The 23,398-nt window shown below is 68.6% G+C and carries 29 protein-coding genes; 15 read left to right on the forward strand and 14 right to left on the reverse strand.

Features of this window, described 5'->3' with window-relative positions:
* Positions 1-51: 51 nt before the first annotated feature.
* The 3 genes from ACIOKD_RS17010 to ACIOKD_RS17020 all read right to left on the reverse strand — a co-directional run bounded on the left by ACIOKD_RS17010 (position 52) and on the right by ACIOKD_RS17020 (position 4,985).
* Positions 52-843, reverse strand: a complete 792-nt coding sequence (locus ACIOKD_RS17010) for a prepilin peptidase (RefSeq protein WP_402084061.1) — start codon at positions 841-843, stop codon at positions 52-54.
* Positions 840-3,863, reverse strand: coding sequence for a BTAD domain-containing putative transcriptional regulator (locus tag ACIOKD_RS17015; protein WP_402084064.1), 3,024 nt, complete (start codon positions 3,861-3,863; stop codon positions 840-842). Before ACIOKD_RS17015 ends, ACIOKD_RS17010 begins: the two co-directional genes overlap by 4 nt.
* 171 nt (positions 3,864-4,034) lie before the next feature.
* Positions 4,035-4,985, reverse strand: a complete 951-nt coding sequence (locus ACIOKD_RS17020; RefSeq protein ID WP_402084066.1) for a LysR family transcriptional regulator — start codon at positions 4,983-4,985, stop codon at positions 4,035-4,037.
* A gap of 197 nt (positions 4,986-5,182) precedes the next feature.
* On the opposite strand from ACIOKD_RS17020, the gene ACIOKD_RS17025 reads away from it, so the two are divergent.
* Both ACIOKD_RS17025 and ACIOKD_RS17030 read left to right on the forward strand, forming a co-directional pair.
* Positions 5,183-5,512, forward strand: a complete 330-nt coding sequence (locus ACIOKD_RS17025) for a hypothetical protein (RefSeq protein ID WP_402084069.1) — start codon at positions 5,183-5,185, stop codon at positions 5,510-5,512.
* 118 nt (positions 5,513-5,630) lie between these two features.
* Positions 5,631-5,951, forward strand: a complete 321-nt coding sequence (locus ACIOKD_RS17030; RefSeq protein WP_402084072.1) for a hypothetical protein — start codon at positions 5,631-5,633, stop codon at positions 5,949-5,951.
* Positions 5,952-5,966: 15 nt separating this feature from the next.
* Here ACIOKD_RS17030 and ACIOKD_RS17035 read toward each other — a convergent pair whose 3' ends face one another.
* From ACIOKD_RS17035 to ACIOKD_RS17085, 11 genes are all read right to left on the reverse strand, one after another.
* Entirely contained in the window at positions 5,967-6,428 is a 462-nt protein-coding gene (locus ACIOKD_RS17035) for a pilus assembly protein TadG-related protein (RefSeq protein ID WP_402084343.1), read from the reverse strand.
* Positions 6,429-6,436: 8 nt separating this feature from the next.
* On the reverse strand, positions 6,437-6,898 hold the full coding sequence (locus ACIOKD_RS17040) for a TadE/TadG family type IV pilus assembly protein (RefSeq protein ID WP_402084074.1): 462 nt from the start codon (positions 6,896-6,898) through the stop codon (positions 6,437-6,439).
* The gene (locus ACIOKD_RS17045; protein WP_402084346.1) at positions 6,899-7,279 is read right to left on the reverse strand and encodes a TadE family protein; all 381 of its coding nucleotides are present in this window, start codon (positions 7,277-7,279) and stop codon (positions 6,899-6,901) included.
* 141 nt (positions 7,280-7,420) lie between these two features.
* Positions 7,421-7,672 (reverse strand): hypothetical protein, encoded by a 252-nt coding sequence (locus tag ACIOKD_RS17050; RefSeq protein WP_055509289.1) that lies wholly within the window; start codon positions 7,670-7,672, stop codon positions 7,421-7,423.
* 60 nt (positions 7,673-7,732) lie between these two features.
* Positions 7,733-8,665 (reverse strand): type II secretion system F family protein, encoded by a 933-nt coding sequence (locus ACIOKD_RS17055; RefSeq protein ID WP_402084078.1) that lies wholly within the window; start codon positions 8,663-8,665, stop codon positions 7,733-7,735.
* Positions 8,662-9,675, reverse strand: a complete 1,014-nt coding sequence (locus ACIOKD_RS17060) for a type II secretion system F family protein (RefSeq protein WP_402084349.1) — start codon at positions 9,673-9,675, stop codon at positions 8,662-8,664. The genes ACIOKD_RS17055 and ACIOKD_RS17060 overlap by 4 nt, the downstream gene beginning before the upstream one ends.
* An 88-nt stretch (positions 9,676-9,763) precedes the next feature.
* A complete protein-coding gene (locus tag ACIOKD_RS17065) occupies positions 9,764-11,074 on the reverse strand; it encodes a CpaF family protein (protein ID WP_402084081.1) in 1,311 nt (436 codons plus the stop codon).
* A 37-nt stretch (positions 11,075-11,111) separates the two neighbouring features.
* A complete protein-coding gene (locus ACIOKD_RS17070) occupies positions 11,112-11,984 on the reverse strand; it encodes a hypothetical protein (protein WP_402084084.1) in 873 nt (290 codons plus the stop codon).
* 21 nt (positions 11,985-12,005) lie between these two features.
* Complete coding sequence (locus ACIOKD_RS17075) at positions 12,006-12,758, reverse strand: hypothetical protein (protein ID WP_402084086.1); 753 nt, start codon at positions 12,756-12,758, stop codon at positions 12,006-12,008.
* Positions 12,759-13,279: 521 nt separating this feature from the next.
* A complete protein-coding gene (locus tag ACIOKD_RS17080) occupies positions 13,280-14,851 on the reverse strand; it encodes a metallophosphoesterase (RefSeq protein ID WP_402084089.1) in 1,572 nt (523 codons plus the stop codon).
* Between the two features lie 46 nt (positions 14,852-14,897).
* A complete protein-coding gene (locus tag ACIOKD_RS17085) occupies positions 14,898-15,179 on the reverse strand; it encodes a winged helix-turn-helix domain-containing protein (RefSeq protein ID WP_402084091.1) in 282 nt (93 codons plus the stop codon).
* Positions 15,180-15,339: 160 nt separating this feature from the next.
* Between ACIOKD_RS17085 and ACIOKD_RS17090 the strand changes: the two genes are divergently transcribed.
* The 13 genes from ACIOKD_RS17090 (at position 15,340) to ACIOKD_RS17150 (ending at position 23,375) form a co-directional block, all read left to right on the forward strand.
* The gene (locus ACIOKD_RS17090; protein ID WP_402084094.1) at positions 15,340-15,597 is read left to right on the forward strand and encodes a hypothetical protein; all 258 of its coding nucleotides are present in this window, start codon (positions 15,340-15,342) and stop codon (positions 15,595-15,597) included.
* Positions 15,594-15,968, forward strand: coding sequence for a hypothetical protein (locus ACIOKD_RS17095; RefSeq protein ID WP_402084096.1), 375 nt, complete (start codon positions 15,594-15,596; stop codon positions 15,966-15,968). The genes ACIOKD_RS17090 and ACIOKD_RS17095 overlap by 4 nt, the downstream gene beginning before the upstream one ends.
* Positions 15,969-16,172: 204 nt before the next feature.
* On the forward strand, positions 16,173-16,844 hold the full coding sequence (locus ACIOKD_RS17100; protein WP_402084099.1) for a hypothetical protein: 672 nt from the start codon (positions 16,173-16,175) through the stop codon (positions 16,842-16,844).
* On the forward strand, positions 16,841-17,926 hold the full coding sequence (locus ACIOKD_RS17105; RefSeq protein WP_402084102.1) for a hypothetical protein: 1,086 nt from the start codon (positions 16,841-16,843) through the stop codon (positions 17,924-17,926). Before ACIOKD_RS17100 ends, ACIOKD_RS17105 begins: the two co-directional genes overlap by 4 nt.
* A 16-nt stretch (positions 17,927-17,942) precedes the next feature.
* On the forward strand, positions 17,943-18,275 hold the full coding sequence (locus ACIOKD_RS17110) for a hypothetical protein (RefSeq protein WP_402084105.1): 333 nt from the start codon (positions 17,943-17,945) through the stop codon (positions 18,273-18,275).
* A 49-nt stretch (positions 18,276-18,324) separates the two neighbouring features.
* Positions 18,325-18,735 carry a hypothetical protein gene (locus ACIOKD_RS17115; protein ID WP_402084108.1) on the forward strand — a complete coding sequence of 137 codons (411 nt, stop codon included), beginning with the start codon at positions 18,325-18,327 and terminating at the stop codon, positions 18,733-18,735.
* 209 nt (positions 18,736-18,944) lie between these two features.
* Entirely contained in the window at positions 18,945-19,562 is a 618-nt protein-coding gene (locus tag ACIOKD_RS17120; RefSeq protein ID WP_402084110.1) for a hypothetical protein, read from the forward strand.
* A gap of 406 nt (positions 19,563-19,968) precedes the next feature.
* Positions 19,969-20,097 (forward strand): hypothetical protein, encoded by a 129-nt coding sequence (locus ACIOKD_RS17125; RefSeq protein ID WP_402084112.1) that lies wholly within the window; start codon positions 19,969-19,971, stop codon positions 20,095-20,097.
* A 93-nt stretch (positions 20,098-20,190) separates the two neighbouring features.
* Positions 20,191-21,228, forward strand: a complete 1,038-nt coding sequence (locus tag ACIOKD_RS17130; protein WP_402084115.1) for a hypothetical protein — start codon at positions 20,191-20,193, stop codon at positions 21,226-21,228.
* Between the two features lie 21 nt (positions 21,229-21,249).
* A complete protein-coding gene (locus ACIOKD_RS17135; RefSeq protein WP_402084117.1) occupies positions 21,250-22,146 on the forward strand; it encodes a hypothetical protein in 897 nt (298 codons plus the stop codon).
* 10 nt (positions 22,147-22,156) lie between these two features.
* Positions 22,157-22,423 carry a hypothetical protein gene (locus tag ACIOKD_RS17140; protein ID WP_402084119.1) on the forward strand — a complete coding sequence of 89 codons (267 nt, stop codon included), beginning with the start codon at positions 22,157-22,159 and terminating at the stop codon, positions 22,421-22,423.
* A 4-nt stretch (positions 22,424-22,427) separates the two neighbouring features.
* Positions 22,428-22,916: an RDD family protein gene (locus ACIOKD_RS17145; RefSeq protein ID WP_402084121.1), complete on the forward strand. Its 489-nt coding sequence runs from the start codon at positions 22,428-22,430 to the stop codon at positions 22,914-22,916.
* A 162-nt stretch (positions 22,917-23,078) separates the two neighbouring features.
* Complete coding sequence (locus ACIOKD_RS17150; protein ID WP_402084123.1) at positions 23,079-23,375, forward strand: hypothetical protein; 297 nt, start codon at positions 23,079-23,081, stop codon at positions 23,373-23,375.
* Positions 23,376-23,398: the final 23 nt, after the last annotated feature.

A 23,398-nucleotide genomic window follows, 5' to 3' on the forward strand; every position in this document is an offset into this window, starting at 1 on the left:
TCACCCGACGTCAGGCGGCGTACGCCCGCAACAGCCGGTACGGCCCCCGCGTCAGGCGGCGTACGCCCCGATGAGCAGGCCCGTGAAGGCGCCCGCGATCAGGAAGGGGCCGAAGGGGATGGACGTCTTGCGCCCGGCCCTGCGGGCCACGACGAGCACCGTCCCGTACAGCCCGCCGAACAGGAACCCCGCGAACGTGCCGAGCAGCACGGTCCCCCAGCCGTACCAGCCGAGGACGGCGCCGAGGCCGAGGGCGAGTTTCACGTCGCCGAAGCCCATGCCGTTCGGGCTGATGAGGAAGAGGACGAAGTAGCCGCCGCCGAGGGCCAGGGAGCCGTACAGCGCGGTCGGCCAGTCGCCCGCGTGCTCGGGCGCGGCCCGGGCGCCCGCGAGCAGGACCAGGGCGGCGCCCGCCAGGGACAGCGTCAGTACGTCCGGCAGGCGCTGGACGCGGAAGTCCACGACGGCGAGGAGTACGCCGAGGGGCGCGAGCAGCAGCCAGACGGCCAGCTCGGGCCGGGTACCGGTGGCCGCGGCGAGGACACCGCACACGAGAGCGGTGGCGAGGGCGACGAGGAGGGTGCCGGGCCCGTACGCGCGCCCCCCGCACTCCCGGCACCGGGCCGGGCCGATCCAGCCGCCGAGCGGGCCACTGACGGGGCCACTGAGCGAGCCACCGAGGGGGCCACCGATCCGGTGGCCCTCGGGACACCGGTCCGCCCACGGCTCGTCGGGGTCGACGGAGAAGCGGTACGCGGGGCGGGGCACGAACAGACCGGCGACGCCGCCCCACAGGACGGCGCCGACGATCACCATCAGGTCGATCGGCGCAAGGCCGTTCATCCCGCGGCGGCGACGCCGCCGCGCCAGGTCGGCAGCAGCTCGTCGAGGAGCGCCTCGGTCCGCGGCGGCAGCCCGCGCGCGCCGCTGCGTGCGACGAGGTCCGCCGCGAGCCGCTTCAGCCGGTCGCTGTCGCCGGTCGCGTGCGTGGCCCGCAGCAGTTCGTGCCACAGCCGCTCGTCGGCGGGCGCGGAGCCCAGCGCCGCGTCAAGCGCCTCGATCGCCTTCTCGGCCCGGTCCTTCTCCAGGTGGAACGCGGAGAGGGCGAGGCCGATGTCCGCGACGAGCAGCGGCAGTTGGGCGTCGATGATCTCGTGGGTCAGCCAGCCGTACCGCCCCTCGGGCCGCTCGGCCAGCAGCGGACCCCGTACCAGCACCAGCGCGTCGGTCAGCAGACGGCCGCGCACCGCACGGCTGCCGGCGCCCCGGCCCTGGGTGGCCTCGTGGTAGAGCGAGCGCAGGACGTCCAGGTCGGACACGACGGACTTGGCGAGCTTGAGCCGCCCGGTCGCGTCGGCGGCGAGCCGCGGTGTGCCGTCCGGGTCGGCGCCGAGCCAGGCGCGCAGCCGCTCGACGAGCGCGTCCCGTACGTCGTCGGTGACCCCGCGCGGCCAGAGCGCGGAGGACAGCACCCGCGGGTGCACGCCCTCGCGGTGCAGAAGCATCAGCGCCAGCGCCTCGTGGAGCAGCGGACTGCGCTCACCGTCCGGGGTGTCGAGCCCGATGATCTCGTACGGGCCGACGAGCCGCGCGTACACCGCCGGACGCCCCTGCTCGCTGATGTCGACGAGGAACGGCGGGGTGGTGGCCGGGCGGCCGTCGTCGTCGCGTTCGGGGTCGGCGTCGGTGAACAGCTCGACGACGGCCCGCTGCTGGGACACCGGCAGGAGCTGCGCGTCGAGTTCGAGGCCGAGGAGCGGTGCGAGGAGCTTGCCCTCGCTGGTGATCTCCATCTCCCAGGCGGCGCCGGGCAGGTCGCCCGACTGGGTGCCGACGAGGTACCCGATGCCCAGCCGGCTGGCGTCGGCGGCGAGTTCGGCGAGCTTGACGGCGTCCTCGGCGGACGGTTCGGCGGCGAGCAGTACGAGGTGCGGCGCCCAACGGGTGTGCTGGGCCGGGCCCGTACGCCCGGTGAGCACCGAGTCGTGACCGGCCGCACCCAGCGCCCCGCGCCGCTGCCGCGTCTCGGCCTGCATGGTCTCCACGAGGGCCTCGATGTCGTCGAGGTGGCGGAGCCGGTTGGGGGCGAGCGGTGTCAGGTCCTCGCCGAAGCCGACGAGGGTGATGGTCATGCGGTCGGACCAGCCGTTGGTGGCCAGCTCGGCGGCCACGGAGGCGAAGACGCCCGCCCGGTCCTGCTCGCGGCCGCTCAGCGAGACGATGCCGGGGACCGACTCCAGGTTGAGCAGCAGTCGCGAGTCGTCCATCGTGCCGAGGCTGACCAGCCCGGGGTACGGGGCCGCCGTGTCCACGTCCTCGTACCGCTCGGCGTCGGCGCGGGCCAGCATCCAGAACGTCTGGTCCTGCCCCAGCTGCCACGGCGCGGGCGGGCGGCCGGCCGGCTGGGCGAGCTGGAGGTGCAGATCGCCGTTGCCGCCCATCCAGGCCGCGTACACGGTCGGCAGCGGACGGGACTCCCCCGCCAGCGACGCGGCGAGCCCGCGCAACGACCGGTCCAGCAGGCGTACGCCCTCAGGGTCGGCCCCCACCAGCAGCGCGTCCTGCGCGTCGGCCGCGGCGCCGGTGGGCGTCGGCGGCTCCATGCCGCGGCGCCCGCCGACGGCACCGAGCGCGGACTGCCACAGCGCCTGGCGGCGGCGCCGGCCGAGTGCGCCGAGGAGACCGGCGGCGAGGAGGGGCGCGCCGAGGAGGGCCTGCGGCAGCCCGAACCCGCTGCCCTCACCGGCGGCGGGAGCGGCATGCTCCTGCCCGCCCTGCTGCCCCTGCTGCTGTCCCTGGCCTGAGCCGGGCCGCTGCTCGGGAAGACTGATGTGGGCGGTGTCGCGATCCCGCGCACCGGACCCGGCGCCCTGCTGTCCTGCCCCCTGCTGTCCGGGCCGACCCTGCTCCTGCGCGCCGCCGGTCCTGGCGTAGTCGGAGATCTGCCGCTGGACGTCCGGCGAGACCTTCGGGGCCTCGTCGGGCATCTCGACCAGTTCGCCGCCACGGGCGTCGCCCGGCATCTCCATGATCCAGCCGGGCCGGATGAGGCTTGCCTCGGAGAGCTTCGAACCGTCGGGCTGCGCGCGGTCCTTGTTGAGCTGGTAGATCTCCTTGTACCGGCGCCCGTCACCGAGGTGGCGCTCCGCGACCTCCCAGAGGGAGTCGTGATGGCGGCCCTCGGGCGGCTGGATCCGGTAGAACTTCGTGGCGTCCTCGGACGCGTGGACGCCCCCGCCCTCCGCGTGCGCGGCGGCGTCGGCGGCCTGCTCGGCCAGTGCGGCGGCGCTCGCGGCGGTCCGCGCCTGCTGCTGTGCCAGCAGCCCGCCCGGGGTCTGCTGCGCGGCCGCGGCGACGGCGGGCCGCTGGTTGCCCTCCAACTGCTGGCCCAGCTGCGACAGACCGGGCGTGAAGCTCGCCGCGGCGGCGCCGACCAGCAGCAGCGCGGCGACGAGCTGCCGTGCGAGCAGCTGGCTCGGGCCGGCCCCGGGCACGCGGTTCGGCAGTCCGACACCGGACAGCGCGGCCTTCATCTCGACGAGCACACAGGCGGTGAACTGGGCCCAGGCCAGCCAGACGACCACGGTCAGCACGTTGATGAACGTGTCGACGGTGATCTCCTGCTGCAGCCACTCCATTTTCGGCGCCCCGGAGGGCAGCGGCCAGCCGATCTGGACGGCGAGCGCGCCGGGCACACCGATGAGCAGCAACAGCAGGGCGACGAGAGCGAGGAACGCCTTGACGAAGTCCCCCACCGAACGGCGGCGCCGGGGCAGGGGCCGCGGCGTCCGGTTCCTCGGACCCGGCGAACCCGCCGAGCCCGGCGAGCTTCCCGACGAGTTGGAAGTGGTACGTCGCGCCATGGCGGGTGTCCTGATGTCGTGTGGGGGGACAGGGAGAGCGGGGGTGTGCTGAGCCTACTTAGATCTTATTGAGGGTGTCGAAGGGTGGGGAGGGCCGGCGGGCTTTCCCTTCGGGGTTCATCGGCATCTGCCACCTGCACCCGGCTCTCGTAGAACGTCCAGCAGATCCAGTCAGTCGACCGCCGAGCGCCCGGCAACCTCGCGGATCGCGGCGACGGCCGGTCTGGACGCAGCGGAAGGCACCCACGCGAGTACGGAAGTGGACGGTTCCAGCTCGGGTACGTCGAGGAAGCTGATCCCCTGGCGGGCGAAGAGATCTTGAGCCGCTCTCGGCAGGAAAGACATTCCTTCGCCGCTGCTCACGGCATGGAGCAGGGCTTCCATGTTGGACACCACCGGGCCGTAGAGCACCGGGCTGCCGTCCGGGCGGGGGTCGACGGACCAGTAGTCCCGCCAGAGCCGGGGCGCTCCGTCGGGCAGGTGCAGGACCGGGTAGCCGGCCAGGTCGCTGAGGGACACGTGGGGCTGCGAGGCCAGCTCGTGCCAACTGGGCAGGACCGCGACACGCGGTTCGGTGGCCAGTCGCAGAACCTCTATCCCGGCAGGAACGGGGAGGCGCAGGAACGCCACGTCCACGACGCCGTTCCTCAGATCCTCCGCCTGATCGGCGAAGTGCAGGTTACGGATCTCGACCGTGAGGTGGGGATGCCGGAGCCGAAGTTCACCGAGGGTCTCGCGCACATGCGGCATCGAGGCTTCCGCACCGATGGAGCCCACGACGAGACGGCCGGACAATTGCCGGATCTCCCGTCCCACCGCCAGGCCGAACCGCTCCATCGCCCGGACGACGGCTTCGGCCGCCGGAAGCAACGCGGAACCGGTCTCGGTGAGTTCGACCCGGCGCGTCGTGCGTTTCACCAGAGGAGCGCCGACGAAGTGCTCAAGAACCCGAATCTGACGGCTCAGTGCGGGTTGTGTCATGAATAAGCGAGCCGCGGCCCTGCCGAAATGCAGCTCGTCCGCGAGGGCCAGAAAGATCCGGAGTTGCTGAACAGTCGGTTCGGTACGACTGCCGGAGACGTTGGAGCGTAATTCCCGATCGCCGTCCGCCCGACCACTCACTCAAGCCCTCCCCCGAGGCTGCGCCGCCAACCGCCCTCCCGGATCCTGCCGTACGAGCCGGTGCACCGCAACTGCCCCTGTACTGCGGTCATGCCGTCAGGACATCAATGCGTCTGCATATGTCATGGCCAAGGGTCTGGACCACACGCACGGGTTGGCTTCGAATGGGAAACGCAGCAGAACCTATGGAGGACAACATGCTTCGTCGTAAATTCGCCGTGCTCGCCCTCACCGTCGCGGCTTTGGCTCCGTTGTTCGGCGCCGTTCCCGCCCAGGCGCAATCCTCGGCGACAACCGCGGGGGAAATAAGCGCTTCCGGGCCGATCACCTGCTTCGCCAACACCGGCAATGTCCCGGTGTACCGGGCGAATGGCACCTTCGTGCAGTACATCCAGACGGGCCAGGGATTCAATGTGTACGACGGCGACTTCGGCTACGAGTTCTCTGACGGGTACCTCTACTACAGGGGCGACCTGTGGGGTGGCGCGACCGGTGTCTACGTCGCTCTTCGCTACCTGAACTGCTGATTCCAAGTACCGCCGTCGCTGACTCCTGTTCGTCACGTCACGCCGGGGCGATGTCCGCACGCCTCCGTATGATGAACGGGAGTCGGCGCACGGCACGTACACCACAGGGGGATCAGACATGGGCGGTAGACCCGACCTCGCGCTCCCGTTGAGTGATCTTGAGGACTACGGCACCCGGCTGCGCGACATCAAGACGCGGATGAACCACACCAAGAAGCTCTTCGAGTCCTACCGGGACGACATCGGCGACGGCGGCGTCTACGACAAGCTGGAGGACTTCGAGTCCAACTGGGAGGACGGCCGCGAGGACATCAACCAGCAGCTCGACGCGCTGGCCCAGATGTCCGAGGCGATCGTCCGTGAGTTCAAGAAGCTGGACGACGACCTGGCGAAGCAGGTCTCCGAGGGCGTGAAGTCCGACGACAAGGGCGGCGAGTAGGCCGTCCCCGACCGCTCACCCCACCTCGTTCTCCGCCACGGCCCGCCCCCGGACCGTCACGTCGCCGCCGTAGAACATGCCCGTGAAGACCGGCGAGTAGGTGAGCTGGACCTCCACCTCGACCTGGTCGGCGTCGGCGGCGACGCAGTTCGTCGCGGCTGTGTCGGCGCCCGTCATGCCCATCTCCCGGGCGAAGGCCTTCACGCGGGCGCCGCAGTTCTCGAAGAGGATCGGCGCCCCGCCGCCCTCGTTCTCGTACAGCGCGTCGAGGTCGACGTCCTGGGCCGCGTAACGGGCGGCCTGTTCCGCGATGTCGGCGGCCCGTTCGCGCTTGGAGATGGACAGGCCGCCGTCGATGACGAAGGCCGACAGGGACAGGAACACGAGCGCGAAGATGATTACCGCGCCGGCGCCCGAGCCCCGGTCGTCGAGACGCGCGCGGCGCGCAGCCACCCACGCTCGCACGAGGTGCGCCATACGCCCCATCACGCCTTCCTCTTGAACGGATCCAGCGGCGAGGTGAACGACGCCGTCAGCCGGGTCGGTACGTCCAGGCCGAGCATCGCCAGGCCCCGTACCTGACAGCTGACCTCCACGGTGAAGAGGTCGGCGTCCTGGAAACCGGCGCTGGTCTTGTTCACCGACACCGGGCCCGAGCAGACGTCCGCCAGGTCGGCGTCGGCGGCCTTCTGCGCCTCCGCCATCGCGGAACCCTCGTCCCGCTGCAGCGAACCCGAGCGGGCCGCGTCCCGGGCGGCCCCGTCGAGCGCTCCCCGTCCGTCGACCAGTTGCCCGAAGGCCACCAGCACCAGGATGAAGAGGATCATCACCGGGGCGAGGATCACCACTTCCACGGTGGACAGCCCCCGGTCACCGAGGTCGACGCCGCGCGAAAGCGGTCGCCTCACAAGCTTCACAAGCTTCACAAGGGGGCACATCTGGCGCATCTAGTTCCCGTCATCCTCGACGAACCGCTCCACCGGCCCCACCGACCGCGCGTGCACGGTCAGATCCATCCCGGGGAACACCGACGGCACCTTCGCCGTGATCTCCACCCCGACCGTGTTCGGGTCCGGCTGGAGCAGGTTCACGTCAGGACCGAGCACCAACTGCGGTCCCAGCTGCGCGATATAGCTGTCCACGACGTCCCGCGCCTCGCCGCGCCACGCGCCCGGGGACTCGTCTGCCGTGGCACGGGCCTTGCGCGCACCGGCCTGGGCCGCCGCCTGGGCCACGTGGTCGGCGAAGAAGTACAGCGCGAACTGCACCGTCGCGAAGATCATGAAGAAGAGGACCGGCGTGAGCAGCACGAACTCGATCGCGGTCATGCCGGAGTCACCGCGGGCGGAGGCGGCCTCCACCCGGCGGCGTACCCAGCGGACCAGGCGTCGTGCGCTCACCAATAACCCCGTGTACGAGAGAGAAGTCGGCGGCGGAAGCCGCCGATCAGCGGATCCGCGGTCGCTGGATCAGCAGGTGCTGCCCGCGTCCGCGCCCTTGATGCAGTCGCCGACCTTGTTGGCACCGTCGCTGAGCGCGGCGTTGATGATCGCGGCGACCACGCCGACGATCGCCACGACGACCGCCGAGATGATGACCCACTCCACCGCGGACGCACCGCGGTCGAGTTCGCCGGAGCGGGCGCGCTGCACCCGGCCCTGGAGGAAGGTGATCAGGAAGTCCACCCCCGGGATCCCGGTGCTGTAGTTCCGTCCGTTCATGGTGAGTTGTCCTCTCAAGACAGTTCAGGTCGGTGCAGGAGTAGTGGGTGGTTGCCGGGCTCAGACCTGGAACACGCGCATCGCCGCCGGGAAGATCAGGAAGACCAGGAAGCCGGCGCAGAGCAGCAGCTGCGCCACCAGCATCGACTGCGACTTCTCCCCCGCGCTGCCCTCGATCTCGGCGAGTTCGCGGTGCCGCATGGTCTCGGCGCGCGAGGAGAGCGACTCGCGCACCTTCGCGCCGTCGTCCGCGACGAGCGCCAGCGAGGCCGACAGGTCCTTCAGCTCCTCGACCCCGATCTCCTCCCCCAGCGTCCCGAGGGCCTGCCACTGGCTGATGCCGGTGATGCGGGCGTCGGCGAGCGCGTTGCGGATGCGCTGCGTGGCCCAGCCGTCGGAGACCTCGGCGGCTGCCATCAGTGCCTCGGGGAGACCGCGGCCGCCCGCCAGGCTCATCGACACCAGGTCGAGGTACGCGCCGATCACGCGCCGCAGGTCGCGCCGCTTCTCGGCCGCGTCCCGCCGCACTTCGAGGTCCGGCAGGAAGAAGAAGACGAGCGCGAAGACCAGGGCGAGCCAGACCGGGATGGCGGGGCTGCGGCTGAAGCCGAGCGTCCAGACCACCGCGAACATGAGCGGCCCGAAGAACAGTCCCGCGGCCCCGAGCAGCACCTTTGTCGCGAGGAAGTTCTCCCAGCTCCGGTCGAGCACCGAAAGGTCGGCCCGCAGCGAGCGCAGTTCCCAGCCCTGCTGGATGTACAGCTGGGCGACGCGCTGCCCGACCCGGGCGCGTACGCTGCCGAGCCGTCCGGCGTCGGCGTCGGAGGTGCGGTGCGCGGACTCGTACGCCGCTCCCCGCGCCCTCATCGCGTCGATGCGGGCGACCTGGGCGACCGCGCTGCGCTTGGCCGGCATCAGGGCACGGACCAGGACGTAGATGCCCAGGCCCAGGACGGCACCGACCAGGACGGGCAGGGTCAGGGTCGAGTTCATCGGCGTACCCCCTCCTCCGGCGACGACAGCGGCAGCGACTGCTGCGGGGACGATGACTGGGACGGCGCATGGGCCGGCGTCTGCTGCTGGGACGGCGTCTGCGATCCCGGCTGCGTCCGGGGGCGGACGAACTGGACCGCCGACTCGTCCCGCACCAGGAACCGCTCCGGCGTCTCGATGGTCGACAGCTTGCGCAGCCACCAGAAGCCGAGGGCGAACAGACCGCAGACACACGCGAGTACGAGCTGGCCGACGGCCGTCCCGTACGGCTCGACGAACTCGCGGTTGAAGATGGACAGGCCGAGCACGAAGGCGATCGACACGGCCACGACGATCTGCACCGAGCGGCGGGTCGAGGCACGCTGGGCCATCACGCGCTGGCGCATGTCGACCTCTTCGCGCGCCGACTTGGCGAGCGCGCCCAGCACCTGGCGCAGACCCGGCCCGCGCAGGCGCGCGTTGAGGATCAGCGCGGCCACGATGATGTCGGCGGACGCGTCGTCGATCTCGTCGGCGAGCTGCTGCAGGGCCTCGGGCAGCGGCGTACGGGAGCGCAGGCGGTCCACAAGGGCGTCGAGGTGCGGGCGCAGGACCGGCGCCGAGGCGCGGGCGGAGGCGGGGATGGCCTGTTCGAGGCCGACCGCGCCCGCGATGGTGTCGCGCAGCGACTCGGTCCAGGAGGCGAGGGCCTCCACGCGGCGCATGGCGGACTTCTCCTCGGAGGCGCCGCCGAAGAGCTTGTCCCAGAAGAAGACGAGGACGGCGGTCGCGATACCGGCGACGGCCCACCGGGTGAGCAGCAGGACGACGATGCCGGCGATGGCGGCGATCGAACCGCGCCGGCCGACGAACCGTACGAGCTCACCGGCCCGTTCGCTCGCCTTCTGCTTCTCGTGCTCGGGCTTGGCGGGCAGGCCGCGGACCGCGACGGTGAGCAGGGCGAGGCCGCCGCCCACCGCGACACCGCACGCGAGGGCGTACAGGACCGTCGTGGAGAACAGCCCGCCCATGGAGCCGAGCGAGTCGAGAGCGGCCAGAGTCATGCTCGGCCGGCCCATGGTCATGGTCATGGTCATGGTCGGTGCATGCATGATCAAGTCACCCCCAGTTCCCGCCGGGCAGGCGATAGCCGTACTGGATCAGGTCTTCGAGGCAGGACAGGGGCGCGTGCGGCAGGACCCGGCCGTCCGGTGTCTCCGCGAACACCTCGCTGGACAGGACGCGTCCGTCGACACCGTTGACCTCGCGGATCGAGGTGACCACGCGCTGAAGCCGGCCGCCCGACTCGAAGTTGTTGCGCCGCTGGACGAAGACGACGAAGTTCACCGCGCCCGCGACGAGCATCTGGCTGGCCTCGATGGGCAGGCGTTCGGTGGCCTGGAGCGCGTAGGTGGAGATGCGGTTGAACACCTCGTGGGAGCTGTTGGCGTGGATCGTGGACAGCGAACCGTCGTTGCCCTGCGACATCGCGTTCAGCATGGTCACGATCTCGTCGCCGAGGACCTCACCGACGATGACGCGCGAGGGGTTCATACGCAGCGACCGCCGGACCAGTTCGGCCATCGAGATCATGCCCTGGCCCTCGGAGTTGGGCAGCCGCTCCTCGAACGCCACGACGTTCGGGTGCAGGTCGGCGAAGGTGTCGAGGCCCAGCTCCAGGGCGCGCTCGACGGTGATGAGGCGTTCCTGCGGCGGGATCTCGTTGGCGAGCGCGCGCAGGAGCGTGGTCTTACCGGCGTTGGTGGCGCCCGCGATCATGATGTTCTTGCGGGCCCGGACCGCGCAGGCGAGGAAGTGGCCGACGTCGGGGGTGAGCGTGCCGTTGCCGACGAGGTCCGACATGAAGACCTTGCCCATGCGTGCGCGACGGATGGACAGGGCGGGCCTGCGGGTGACGTCCATGACGGCGGACAGTCGCGAACCGTCCGGCAGCCGCAGGTCGAGCTGCGGGTTCGCGGAGTCGAAGGGCCGGGAGGACAGGCCCGAGTACGCGCCGAGGATCTGGATCAGCTCGATCAGCTCCTCGTCGGTCTCGGCGACCGGATCGGCCCTGACCTCCTCGCCGTTCGCGTAGCCGACGAAGACCTGGTCGTACCCGTTGATGTCGATGTTCTCGACCTCGGGGTTGTCCAGCAGCGGCTGCAGGCGCCCGACGCCGAAGAGCGCGGCGTGCACGGCGGCGGCGTACTGCTCCTCGGTCTCGGCGTCCAGGGGCGTGCGCCCGGAGTTGATCTCCGTGCGGGCGTAGTCCTCCAGGATCTGGGCGATGACCGCGCGGGCGTACTGCCGCTCGTCCTCGTTGGACATCGGCGTGACGCCGGAGACCTGGTCGAGGCGGCGCTGCTCGGCGATACGGTCACCGGCGTCCTGCCGGAACCGCTTGACGAGCTGATGGTCGACAGCGGTCATCGGCCCGCCCCCGTCGCCCTCTGCGTGCCGGCCACGGTCATCGGCCGGCTCCGGCGGTCGGCCGACCGCTCGGGCCACCAGGACCGGCCGGACCGCCGGCCGTCGGTACGGACCAGGCCGCGCCGAACTGCTGGTAGAGGTCCGAGGTCACCTTGCGCGCCGAGCGGATGAGCAGCGACTTGTCGAGCCGTCCGCGCCTGCGGCCGGCCAACTGGTCGGCGCCGGTGGGGTCTTCGGCGATCGTGCCGACGACGCGGGCGCCGGTCCGCGCGGCCATCAGCATGTCGTCGACCTGATGGACGATCTTGGCGGAGTCGCCCGGGTCGGTGATCAGCACGACGCCGATGAGGGGTGTGCCTAGCGCCGCCGCGCCGCGCGGTCCGCCGTGCAGCTTGGCGGTGAGCGCGGCGGCCCGGTCGCGTACCCGCGCGATGGCCTCCGGCTCGGTGCGCGACACCAGCAGGACGAGCGCGGCCTGCGAGAACATCTCCACGGCCGGGGACTCCCCGCTGATCCGTCCGCAGTCCGCTATGACGTCGGCGGGCGCGTGCTCGGAGTCGGCGAGCTGCGCGAAGGCACGGCCGAGGGTGGGCCACAGCCCGGCGAGCCCGGCAGCCTGCTCGGAGTGCGCGAGCCCGACGAGCACGTCGAGCCCACCGCTCAACGGCTGTACGTGGTCCCAGATCTGGTCCGGTACGAGGCCGCGGCGGGCCGTGGCGGCTATGGACAGCATGCCGGTGTTGGGGTTCAGCGGTCCGCCGTGCGCGGCGGCGCTGCGGTACACGAGGTCGCCGCCGGCCGGGTCGGTCTCGGCGAGCAGCACGCGGCGCGGCCAGACCGCCGCGAGGGCGACGGCCGTCGTGGTGACGCCGGGGGAGCCTTTGTCCGCGGCGAGGGCGATGAGGGCCATGGTGTGTGTGACTCTCCGCCGCTAGTTGCCGGGGACCTTGACGAGGGCGACCTGGTTCGCCGCGGCGGCGCGGGCCAGCGCGGCGGCATCGCTCTCGTCGACGGTCACGGTGACGCGCTGGTTGGTGCTGCTGATGGTGCTGTCGCTGCCGTCCGGCACCTTGGTGACGCGGGCGTTGTCGACGATCGGGGTGTCACCGGAGCCGGTGGAACCGGAGCCCGTCGCGTCGTCCGAGTCCGCGTCGGAGTTGGAGTTGGAGTTCGAGTTCGAGTTCGAGGAGCCGGTGTTGCCGACCTGGTAGGCGGCCACGAGGTCGCCCGGCGCGATGCCCTGCGGGTACTGCCCCTCCTTGAGGGACAGGCCGACGATGGCCTTGCCGGCCGGGACGCTTGCCTCGGTGCCGAACATCTGGCCGATGACGAGGGTGCCCCCGTAGATCGTGGACTTGGCCTTGAGCTTCTTGAGGGTGCCCAGCTGGGTCCACTTGATGTAGTTGACCCCGGCGTCGTCGGCCACCAGCACCGATTCCACCTTGTTGCCGACGGACTCACCGGCCTGGATGTCGCCGGTCACCTTGACGACCTCGATACGGTCACCGGCGCGCAGTACGAGCATGGTCGCGCCGAGCGCACCCACGAGGATCAGCAGCACCGCGAGCGCGGCCAGTGCCGGTTTGCGCTCGCGAGGCGGCGAGGGAAGGCGCTCCCCCATCGTCGGCTGAACCGGCGCGGAGGAACGGTTGTTGCCCGCCCCCGTACGCTCCTGGATCTTCACGCAACCGCTCCCCGTACACCCAAGAAGGTTTTCGTCATTCAGGACACTTGGCACACTTGGCACGCTCGGCACGCTTGACGCACTTCGGGCACCGGGCCCTCACCGGGCGTACCGCCCGACCTGGTCGGATAACCGTCGAAAAGCTGCCGAATAGCCATGGCCGGAACGAGTGTCAAGTCACCGCACCGTATCAGCAGCACATAAGCCCCTCAAGGCGCGACCACGACCGCGAACCCCACACACCACGACGTTATCCACGCGCAACGCGGGGCGTTCGGTTCCCTGCCGAAGAGGGGGCCGCGCACGGAGTTCCGGACGGGGTCCCCACTGTGCAACAGCGAATCATCCGCTTCCGCCCCGCCGGATGTCGGTAACGCTGCGTCCATCAAGCCTGCACGACACGCTCACGGGAGGCTTGTGGGGTGGGTGGTGTGGCCTTCGGCCACGGGTGGAGGACGGGGGCTGTCGGTGACGGGGAGGCAACGGCTACCGGTGAACCGTCCGAAGAGGTGAAGCCGGCATCAACGGCGACGGCTCCCCCGGCCGTGCCCGGCAGGGAGCCCCTCCCCGGACGGCGTGATGCCTGAAAGATCGCGTACGACGACGCTGTTGCGGTCGCGGACCGAGCGGCCGAGCGCGTACTGCGGCCACAGGCCCGCCGCCACGCGCCTGCTGCGTTCGCTCCACTCCCGCGCCGGGCCGCTGCTGGTCTTGTAGTAGTTGAGGGCGTAGCCGCCGGTGTGGATCCGCAGCAGACAGAAACCGCCGGGGTACTCCTTCACAGCGCCCACCTCCTGCAAGGTGACGTGCCGCGCCTGCGGCAGGACCGTCCGCTTGTTGCGGTGGGTGTGGCCCGCGTGGTGGAGGAAGACGCCGGGGGCGGCGGCGTACGCGCCGAGGATCGCGCGGGCCTGGCGGCGGTTGAGGCGCTGCCCGCTCGTCACGGGGAACGGCGAGTTGCGTACGGTCAGCGGGTGGTGCCCGAAGACCAGGGTGGGCTGGTCCCTGTGCGCCCGCACATCGGCCCGGAACCAGGCGAGTTGCTCGTCGGAGAGCCCGCCCGACCCGGCCCCCCTCCCTCTCTTCTCGTACGTGTCCAGTCCGACGATCCGCAGGCCGCCGAGGTCGCGGGCGAAGTACGCGGCTCCGTTGCCCGCCCCGTCACCGGCGGGGAAGGCATCCAGGAAGTTGTCCCCGCGCCGCCCCTGAGGGCCGGGGTGCCCGCGTCGGTCGTGAGGGCCGGGGTGCCCGCGTCGGTCGTGAGGGCCGGGGTGCCCGCGTCGGTCGTGGTTCCCGCGGACGACGAAGTAGTCCTGCCCGTGCGTGCCGAACCCGTCCAGCAACCGTCGGGCCTCCGCCAGGTCCCGCGGCGCCCCGCCCGCGGATATGTCCCCCGCGGCCAGCAGATGACGGGCCCCGCGCCGATGCGCCTCCTCCACCAGCGCCCTGCCCATGACCTCCGGGTACGGACCGAGGCCGAGCCGTTGCGAGATCCCGCGCATCAACGGCACGCCCGTCACCAGCCCGGCGGTGGTCTCGCCGAGGTGGAGGTCGTTGCAGAGGGCGATCGACAACAGGTGGCGGCCGGGCGGCGGTTGCGGCGTCGTGAAGGAGTACGGACCGCCGTGGCCGCCGAACCCGTGGAGGGAGGTCCCCACGGCGTTCCCCTTCACCAGGTGCAGCGGTGTGGGCGTGGCCGCGGATCCGCGGGAACGGGCCTGGTAGTAGTACGTCTCGCCGGGTTCGAGGTCCGTCAACTCCACGTAGTGGTGTGCGGTGTCGCAGCCCTCGGAGGCGGTCCGGTTCAGGTGCGCGGGGTGGGTGCCGTAGACGACCTCGCCCTCGGTCACCGCGGGGAGCATCCGCCCGAAGCCGTCGTCGCTGCCCTCCACACCGGTGTGCCAGGTGATGACGGCCCGGTCCTCGGTGAGGGTCACCAGCTCCAGATTGACGGCGGACACGGCGTCGGGGGCGGGGGTGGGGGCGCGGCCGAGGGCCGGGTCGTGAGGATGGCGCGCCTGCGCCGTACCGCGACGTGCTGCGGAGTGGAGGACTCGGAGGAGGGCGTGCGGGGCGGCGAGGCAGCATGGCATGCCTGTTCTGTGCCCACGTGCGGTGGACGCGAACGCCCACGAAGTCCTACGGCTCCTGACCGTCACCTGTCGTCTCGGGGTACGCGACGAAGGTGCCCTTTGCGGGGAGGGTGATCACTAGTCCGCGTTCGCGGAGTTCGCGGATCGCTCGGCGGGCGGTCAGGTAGGCGACTCCGTACTCCGTACCTAGGTCACGCTCTCCGGCGAGCCGTGCTCCCGGCTGCAGCTCGCCGGACGCGATCTGGGCGGCGATGTGGTCCGCCACCTGCATATAGACGTACGCGATCTTGTTGGGGTCAATCGGTGAATCGTCTGGTTCTCCTGCCATGCCTACCACCGTAAAACAGCACTGAGCTGCAGTGATGGGCATAAAGCTGCAGACTGCTATGCACTGACATGCGCAGCAATGTAGGCTCACGGCACGAAATACCCCGGCGACGGCGGTAACCGTCCCGGGGCAATGGCCAACGCTTACTAGGAGCGTCAACGTGCTGGACCTTACTCTCCGCCTCCTCGCCAAGGTGCTGAACCTGTGCACCCCGCGCCCACCCGGCCGCCACCGGCTGGGAGCCCTCCCGCCGCTCCGGTTCGTCCCGGTCCCGCCACCCCGCTTTAACTCCATCCGAGGCAACCGCACAGCAGACCACCGCCGCCAACGCGAACGCCGTCGCGCGCTCTACCTCGCGACGGTGGGCATCGACGTCGGCCCGGACCGTATCCACGGCGTCCCGATGGCCGCCCGATGACGCGCCCCGCGGTGCGGATGTGCGCCCGCTGCCACCGGGTGACGGCCCAGCCGGTACTGGTCCACGAGGTACACGCGGCGACGGGCTCCGGCTTCAACGTCTACGCGTGCCCGGAGTGCGCGGACCAGTACCCGGCCGTGACGGACGTACTGGAACTGGCGGAACCGCCCGGCCGTAGCCGCCGCCTCACCCTGCGGGTCTACACGGTCGACGCGCGGGGCGCCGTGACCGGGGAACGGAGCAGGGTAGAGATCCGGACCGGCGGAGGAGCGGGCCCGCTGCCGCCGCCACTGCCGCAGACGTCGGCGTATCCGCCGTGCGGGTGCCCACGCTGCCGGACACCGGAGCGCGGCGCGGCCCGGCTGAACTGAGCCGCCTCGGGGCCCCGACGCATACCCGGGGCCCCACCCGGGTCCGTTGCGCACTCAGACACGATCGGGTCACTTACGCCATCGGCTTGCCCTGATTCCTCCAGGTCCGAGCGTCCGCACAAGGGAGTTCGCGGTAGCGAAAGCGCTCACCCCACGGATACCGTCGTGACTCGCGAATACATCTAAATCTCACGGGGGTTCACTGTGAAGCGCCGATCTTTGCCCGTTGCTGCCGCGCTCGCCGCGACCGCAGCCCTGCTGCTCACGGCGTGCGGCGGCGGCGGGGACGACAAGTCCAGCGACAACGACAAGATCGCGGGCGCCGACCAGGGATCGAAGAAGCCGACGAAATCGGCGGAACCGGCGGGCGCGGCCGAGGACAAGCCCGACGGGGTGGACGTGTCCTTGCCGAAGGACATGAACCTGGTCTTCGACTGGGACAAGCCGAAGGCGAAGAACGAGGCGGCGGCGATGGATGACGCCGCGAACTACGTTCGTGCGATCTATCGGGGTATCGACAAGCGCACGACGAAGGACGCGGCCGTCACCACGTACTCCACCGGCGAGGGCCTGACCTACGCGAAGACGCAGATCGACAAAAGGGTCGACGGCGACTGGACGGCCACCGGCACCCGGCGTCACTACCAGGCCACCACCCGGTCCACGACAAACGGCAACTCGGTGGAGGTCGCGTTCTGCGTAGATTCGAACAAGTTCTACAGCGAAGAGGTCAAGACCGGGAAGGTCCTGAAGACAGAGCCCAGCATCGACGGCTTCGACTACTTCAAGATCATCATGGTCAAGTTCCCCACGGGTGGCGGGCTGTGGCAGGCATCCAAGGTGTTCGTCGAGACGAAGGCGGCGAAGTGCCAGTGAACGCACCACGGCGTACGCCCCTCAGCGTCACCACAGTTGCCCTGGCGCTGACTTTCGGCACACTCATCCTCGGAACACCGGCCAGTGCGACGGAAACGCCGACTAATAGCGGAGACGCCGACACGAACCAGGAGGGTGGAAGCGACGGTAAGGGCATCTACGCCGCCGCCAGCGTCCAGTACTCCGGAGCCGTCACCAAGAACGGCGGCGCTGGAAACGTAGCCTCCGCCGATGTCAACTGGACGCCTCCGCCCTGCTGGTACGCCCCCTACATGGGCGCCAAAGATTTCAAGAAGAAGATGTCCGGCAACATCGACTCGTGGAAGAACAACCCCGACATCACCGGCTCCGCAGGCTCGGCCATCGGTGAGGTGGAGCGCCACTACGAGGACGACTACGGCTGGACCGACACCCCCGGCTACAAGGACTACAACGTCGACAAGGACGGCGAGGGGATGTTCTGGGCCGGCGTCGAGAACCCGAACGAGCCGGACTACCTCAAGCGCACCTCCTGCTCCGACCTCCCCTTCTGGGTCGACAACGGCGAGCCTCCGCCGCCCCAGCACGAAGAAGCCATCACTCCGGAGATGCTCTCGGCCCTCGCCTACCAGCACATGGAACTGCCCGGCACCAAGGTGACGCTCGCCCCCGAGGCCATCACCAAAGTGAACCTGCCGACATGGGCATGGCTCGACCAAGCCGTGTTCGACGAAGTCCAGGCAACAGCGGCGATCAACGCCCCTGGCTTCAACATTCAGGCGACCACGACGGCCAAGCCGAAGTCCCTGACGCTGAGCCCGGGCACGGCGGACGCCACGACGATCCCCGCCGACGGCGGATGCCCAATAGTCGACGGCAAGATCGGCGAGCCCTACGCCAAGGGCAAGGCGAAGGAGACACCGCCCTGCGGCATCATCTACCGCCGCTCCTCCGGCGGCGAAACAGTCCCCCTCAAGGCAGCCCTCACCTGGGAGATCAGCTGGACGGGCACGGGCCAGGCGGGAGCGATCGGCATGCCCGACGGCACGATTGAGGCCACCCAGAACATCACGGTCGAAGAAATCCAGTCGGTCAACCGCTGACTGGCAGGGAAGGCAGATGGCAGCCGCCAACGACAAGCCGAAGCAGGACAACCCGGAACGGGAACGCCTGCAAAGGCTGAGGCGAGAGCTTGAGAAGGAACGGTCCGACCTGGTCGACGCCCTGAAAAGGGGGGCGAGGGACATCGGGAAGGGCGGCCGGGACTCCACGAAGTCATGGGTGGGCAAGACCGCCGACAAGTGGCACGGCGATGTCATCGGCCACCGCAAGACCGTACGAGCCCGTATCGACAAGGTACTTACGGACATCCAGCGTGAGATCGACCGTATGCCGGAGAAGGTCACGCCCGAGGAAGCCAGTGCGATGAACCGCAACAGGCGGATGTACTGAAAGCGGCTGAAGGCCGGCAGCGGGTGCGCTGCGAACGGGGACGGTGGGCATGGACAAGGATGACAACGCAAGTGGCGTTAGTGCCTTCTCGGGCATTGACCCGGACGCACTCAAGGCCACGATCGACTCCGTACAACGGGACCAGGAGAAACTCCAGGACCGAGCGTCCTACTACAAAACGGAACTCGCCTACTACGGCCTGGGCGCCGAAGAACTCCAGGACATCCTGCACGTGGCGAGCTGGGCCCGGGACGAACTGCCCATGCTGAAGAGGCGCCACCACCTGTCCATGAACATGGACAACAGCCCCTATTCCGCCTTCAAGGGCATGGTGCAGATCATGGTGGCATCGTCGCGGGCGGCCTGGCCGGGACAACTGCGGAAGAAGTATTCAACGGTATCCTTAACGGCTTCGACGATGATGGGGAGCAGCAAAATAAACAGGTCTACCAAAACGTAAAGCACACGGACCAGATCCAGCACTCAGTCATCGTGACGACCCAGGAGTCCGCCAAGGCCGCCACTGGCGAGGAGGCTGCCGAAAATAGAGTCGGGGATGAAGCATTCAGAGGATTCAGTGACGCAAATTCCTTGGATTAAGAATAGCGAAGCCGAGCGGCCCACCAACTAATTACAACGGCGATTAGCTGCAGGACCTGGACGGAATCGATGAACCGCAGAGGCATCCAGAAAAGCCATATCTATGGGGTGGTTGCCGCGATTGTTGCCACATGCCTGCTCACTGTCTACCTCCTCGGGGCCTTCGAAGAACGCGGGACCATTCGGTCCGACGAGGTCTGCCGCAACATGCCTGACCGGCAAGAGGCTGCCAAAATCTTCAACTCCGTGCTACCCCAGTCCTCAAAATACGACTTCGACGAGACATGGAGACCTGACCCGGATTGGGGTTTCAAGAGCCAGTGCGGAGTGGGCGACGAAAACAATGAAAGGCTCCTCTACCTTGAGGCCCGTGCGGCCTCCACAACTTCCTGGCAAAGGTGGGCAGCCCACGAAATACCATCTAAGGCCAAGGGCGAGGAAAAGAACTTCGGCGCCGGCATCAAAGGCGTATCAACGGCGGACCTTGCTGCCATCTATGTTCCATGCTATGCCCGTGAAAAGACAAGTAATGAGCCGTACAGCCTGACCGTGTTGGCCCATTCCTTGAAGCCGCTAGAAGCCTCGGACAAGGAAGCACGCCAGACCCTAATCGACCTGGCAACAGACTTCGCCCGCCAGGCCCACAAGGACGCGAAATGCGACCTCCCGTCCAAGCTCCCGAGCTGAGGACGGACCGCGTCGAGGGCCTCCTCTCCGGGGAACGTCCAGACAGTTGCGTGGTCTTCACGTGGCCTACCGCGAGCATCAGCCCCGTGGCACCCGCGCTGTCCTGCACGAGAGCCTGAGCCACGACCTCGGTACCCACGTCGACCGCACGCGGTCAGCGAAAGGGCGAGTACAGCGACGGGCACGACATCTCGCGCCGCGGTCTTCCCGGGCAGCAAAGCCGCCATCTCTGCCGAGGGACCGCGCCCCTGTGGCCCCAGACACGGTCTGACCGCAAGCACTCACCACTTGCCCTGATTCATCCAGTTCCACCCAGTCGCCCAAGGAACTTCGCTGTAGCGAAACCGATCGCCCCACGGATACCGTCATTGCTCTTGACTGCATCTTTGTCTCACGGGGGTTCACAGTGAAGCGCCACTCCTTGCCCGTCGCCGCCACGCTCGCCGCGACCGCGGCCGTCCCGCTGACGGCCCGCGGCGACGCGAACGACAAGTCCGGCGCCGACGCAGCGGAAGCCGGTCACCTCCCGCTCTGAAGACCCATGTCACCGGGTTGAGCTTCGGCAGGAACTCATCGCACCCCAGAACAGAGCAGAGCAGAGCAGAGCAGAGCAGAAAAGGATCAATCAGTGGGCTTCAAGGGAATGAACGACGTCCAGGCACCGAAACTGGCTGCCGCCGTCGACGTACTGGGCGGAACACTCAGCATCCAAGGCGGCTTGATCAGCAACATCCTCGCAAAATGGGACGCGAAGGCGGAAGGCGTCTCCGACTTCCCCAAGAAGGCGTCCTGGGCGCAGGACGAGGCCAAGGACATCCGTCGCCGTCTGGGACTGGCCGCGGACGACCCCGAGGCAGTTCTCACCTTCGCAGGTCTCGCCGGCGCTCTGGAGACCTGGAAGGAGTTCAAAGAGGGCACCCTCAAGGACATCAAGACGCCTTTCAAGATTCTCAAGATTCCCACAGCCATCGAAGCCTCGATGCACCTCTACCAGAGGTGGGCCCAGGGGCAGAACGTGGCAGGCGCACGCGCCGTATGGGAACTCAACAAGTACTTCGGTTCACCGGCTGCGCGCACCGCCGCAAAGCGTGGCGAACTCCTGCAGGAGCTCCTCAAGGACCAGAAGATCCGCAACTGGTACAAGGAGCCCTGGAAGTGGCAGCAGGCGGTCCGGAACACCGCCATGCGCCTCAAGATCCCCTACGCTACGAAACTCTTCTCCAAGGCGCCCGGCACCGGCTTTCTCGCCACGCGTGTCTTTCTTCCGCTGGCCATTGTGAGCGGCGTCAAGGAAATGTTCCTCCCCACTCACGAAGGCGCCCAGGGCTGGGCGGACCGGGGCATGGGAGGCGTCCAGGCCGCGGGCGCCGTGGCCGTGCTGGGCGGCGCTGGCATGGCCACAGCCCTTGGCGCGTCCGCAGCCGTGGCCGCCGCGGTGCCCGTCGTAGGCTGGGTCGCTCTTGGCGTGGCCGGGGCCTACTTCCTGGGCAGTTGGGCCTGGGACAAGTGGGGGGACGACATCAAGGACGGCGCCAAGGAGGCCTGGAAAGCCACCAAGGAGTGGGGCAACGACATCAAGGACAAGGGTGCCGAGATCGTCGACGGAGCCAAGAGTGCCGTAACCAACCTGGTCCCCAACGCCATCCGCAAATACAGCTTCTGGTAAGCGAGCATCGGACTAACAGTCATGAAAAGCCCTGAAACCGACATGGACCTCCAGGAGTTCCGCGGAATCCTGGCCGAGGCGCTCTCCGAAGGAGGAACCCAGCCCCTCCTGAGGCTCACCGACGAAGAGATCGCCATTCTCGATCCCGACTCGTTGACCGAATGCGTCGCTCCCACTCCTCGGATCAGTGAGCTCTCCGGCCAGGAGCGCGAATGGGTCTATGCCACAGCGCTACGGTCCCTCGTCTCGCGTGAGGCGGTGGAGATCGCCAACATCGACGAACTCGACGCCGTGCTGCGAGCGGCGTTCGCGAACTCCGGGTCCGAGTCCGGCGACGCGGACTCCGGCGACGGTACGGACCTCGGTTCCGTCCCTTCAGGGGTGGACCTCGACATGCGCATCACCCCCGAGGTGAGCCTCGCCCTGACTCTGCGACGAACTGCCGCCCGCGCACTGGCTGTCGAACAGCACACGTCGAGCGGCGTCACGCACATGCTCGTCTACATACACGCCGAGGACCTCTACCTCGTGGAGCGCGTGACGGGCGGCGGCCTGCACATGTTCACCCTCGCCAGTTCCGCCAAGGACGCGGCGGACATGGTGCAGCTTTTCGTCGACCCCTTCGAGATAGCCGACAAGGACGGCCGCGTCCAGCAGATCACTCCCGAGCAGATCGGCGAGGACAACGTCGGCCACGCCCTCGGCGAGGCCATCAACAACGCACTCGTGGTCGGCCAGACGGTGCTCCTCGCCGATGCCCCGGGCCCCCTACTGACGACGTACGCCACCGACAAGGCCCTGTGGACGGTGTACGTCGAGAAGCCGAACGCCCCGACCGGCATCGAGGCGCGTGCCGTCGGCAAGACATCACTGCACAGGATGATCACCAAGCTGATCGCCCCGGCCGTCTCCACCTGAGGAAGGAAACATGTCCAGAGAGAGCGACTGCCGAGAGGACGTACGTCTCCTCAAGAAGTACGCGGACGAATTGGAGCGCTCCGTCGACAACGTCCAGCACCTCTGTGGCACCGACACCTGGACGGGCCCCAAGAGCGAACGCTTCCGCGGCGAGTGGTCCGGCCACAAGAAGCAGATCACTGACGCCGTGGCCAACGCACGCGCCGCGATAGACAAAGCACTCAAGCGCGTGGAGCAGGAAGAGGCGGACAAGAAGAAAACAGGAGCCGGGAGCTAGCGCCGTGGCCAACCAGCAACGCATCCTCACCCCCACTCGCGTCCCGGATCCCACCCCGGCACGCCGGATCACCGCGGCGACCATCGACGCGCTCGCCGCCCTGTTGTGCGGCCTCGCCGCCGGAGCCGCGGCCGGCGTGAAGGTGGTCGACGGAGTGGTCGAACTCCGGCCACAGTCCCCCACGGTGTGGGGTGCGGCGCTCGGCACGGCCCTGGGCCTCTCCTTCGTGAACCACGTCCTGCTCACGCTGGCGACCCGAGCCAGCCTGGGAAAGCTGATGGCGGGCCTACGGGTGGTCCGCATCTCCGACAGCGGCCACCCCGGCCTCTTCCGCCTCATCGGCCGCTGGCTTTTCGGCTTCTACTGGGCGGTCGTGTTCGTCCCTATCCATCTGGCAACGGACAGCGACGTCGAACAGCAGGACGCGGTGGGACTACGTATCGTGCGTCGAGCAAAGGGCTCCTCATCCGTGAGCGAACGGAAGATTCCCTGAGCGGCTTCAGTTTCCCTTCTCCGTTCAGCCAGGGGAATTGAAGCGCAGAAAAAATCAGGCTGCGCTTACCCAAAAGATAGCCAGCAGCAGTGCGTAGCCATAATTCTGTCAGATATTTCGGGAGGAGATCCCATTCGCTACCTGCAGGTAGCGGTTATTCCGATGTTGATTGCATTCGTTACTGGATGCACGACAGAAGAAAAACCTGCTCCAGATTCCACGTCAACCAGTGCCTCTACCAGCCCTGTACGGATGAGCCTACCGACAGCAACGAAGTATTCACAGGGTGAGACCAGGAACCTTCCTCTCATCGTGGATAACTCCGGACCGGCACGCGCCTCAGTCAACATCGATCTCGAATTCAAGCTGAGCAAAGCCTCACAAAGCGACCTTACTGTCGAGCATCGACGAAACGATTCCGGCGACTGGAAAAAGATCACGCTGACCAAAAAAAAATGATAGCACCCTGACAGGGACATACG

Origin of the sequence: Streptomyces sp. NPDC087844 (assembly GCF_044742785.1) — a bacterium.
Lineage (GTDB): Bacteria > Actinomycetota > Actinomycetes > Streptomycetales > Streptomycetaceae > Streptomyces.